This is a genomic window from Streptomyces durbertensis, from assembly GCF_014156695.1.
GTDB lineage: Bacteria > Actinomycetota > Actinomycetes > Streptomycetales > Streptomycetaceae > Streptomyces > Streptomyces durbertensis.
On the sequence record NZ_WMLF01000704.1, the window covers coordinates 1 to 1,676 of the forward strand.

General features: G+C 74.3%; 1 protein-coding gene. It reads left to right on the plus strand.

What is annotated here, in order from left to right; genetic code table 11:
- Window positions 1-56: 56 nt before the first annotated feature.
- A partial coding sequence (locus tag GL263_RS26090) for a DNA polymerase III subunit gamma and tau (protein WP_182858198.1) occupies window positions 57-1,676 on the plus strand: 1,620 nt, incomplete at its 3' end.

A 1,676-nucleotide genomic window follows, 5' to 3' on the forward strand; every position in this document is an offset into this window, starting at 1 on the left:
GTGACGGGGAGTGCGGGCGGGGCGGGATGTCGGTGGGCTCCGCTACGGTCGTAGGCGTGTCGTCCCTCGCTCTGTACCGCCGCTACCGTCCCGAGTCCTTCGCCGAGGTCATCGGGCAGGAGCACGTGACCGATCCGCTTCAGCAGGCGCTGCGTAACAACAGGGTCAACCACGCGTACCTGTTCAGCGGGCCGCGCGGCTGTGGCAAGACGACCAGCGCGCGCATCCTCGCGCGCTGTCTGAACTGCGAGAAGGGGCCGACGCCGACGCCCTGCGGGGAGTGCCAGTCGTGTGTGGACCTGGCGCGCAACGGCGGCGGCTCCATCGACGTGATCGAGATCGACGCCGCGTCGCACGGTGGTGTCGACGACGCGCGTGACCTGCGGGAGAAGGCGTTCTTCGGGCCGGCGGCGAGCCGCTACAAGATCTACATCATCGACGAGGCGCACATGGTCACCCCGGCGGGCTTCAACGCCCTGCTGAAGGTGGTCGAGGAGCCTCCGGAGCACCTCAAGTTCATCTTCGCGACGACGGAGCCCGAGAAGGTCATCGGCACGATCCGGTCGCGTACCCACCACTACCCGTTCCGCCTGGTTCCGCCGGCGACGTTGCGGGACTACCTGGCGCAGGTGTGCGAGCAGGAGCGGATCCCGGTCGAGGAGTCCGTGCTGCCGCTGGTGGTGCGGGCGGGCGCCGGGTCCGTGCGGGACTCGATGTCGGTGATGGACCAGCTGCTCGCCGGCGCCGGCGAGGACGGTGTGACATACGCCATGGCCACCGCGCTGCTCGGGTACACCGACAGCGCGCTGCTCGACTCCGTTGTCGAGGCGTTCGCCACGGGTGACGGGGCGGCGGCGTTCGAGGTGGTCGACCGGGTGGTGGAGGGCGGTCACGATCCTCGGCGGTTTGTGACCGATCTGCTGGAGCGGCTGCGTGACCTGGTGATCCTGGCCGCGGTGCCGGACGCGGCGGAGAAGCGGCTCCTCGACGTGCCGGTGGACGTGCTGGACCGTATGCAGGCCCAGGCCTCGGCCTTCGGTGCCGCCGAGCTGAGCAGGGCCGCCGACATCGTCAACACGGGATTGACGGAGATGCGGGGGGCGACGTCGCCTCGGCTGCAGCTGGAGTTGATCTGCGCCCGGGTGCTGCTGCCGGCGGCGTACGGGGACGAGCGGTCGCTCCAGGCGCGGCTGGACAGGCTGGAGCGCGGGGTGGCGCTGGGCGGCGGCGGCCCGCAGATGGATGGCGGCCCGCAGATGGGTGGCGGTCCGGTCGGGGGGGAGGCGGTGGCGCATCCGGCCGCTCCCGGCGTTCCTGGGGCTCCCGGCGTTCCCGGGGGGCCGGGCGTTCCGGCGGCTCCGGCGGCGCCCGCGGCGGCGGCCGTGAGTGGTGAGCAGCCGGGCGAGAGCGTGGCGCAGGGGGGGCGGCGCCCGGGCGCGTGGCCGACGGGCGGTGGCGGTGGTGGCGCCGCCGGTGGTGGCGGCGCGGCGGCGCGGCCCGGGGCCTGGCCGTCGGCGGGCGCCTCCGGGGCCGGGCCGGCAGCGGCTCCGGTGGCTCCGGCGGCTGAGTCCTCCCCGTCCGCGGCGCACGGCGCGCCGGCACCGCAGCGGCCGGCGGCAGCCGGCGGTGGTGGTGGCGGCGGTGGTGGTGCGGACGTCGCCCAGGTGCGGCAGCTG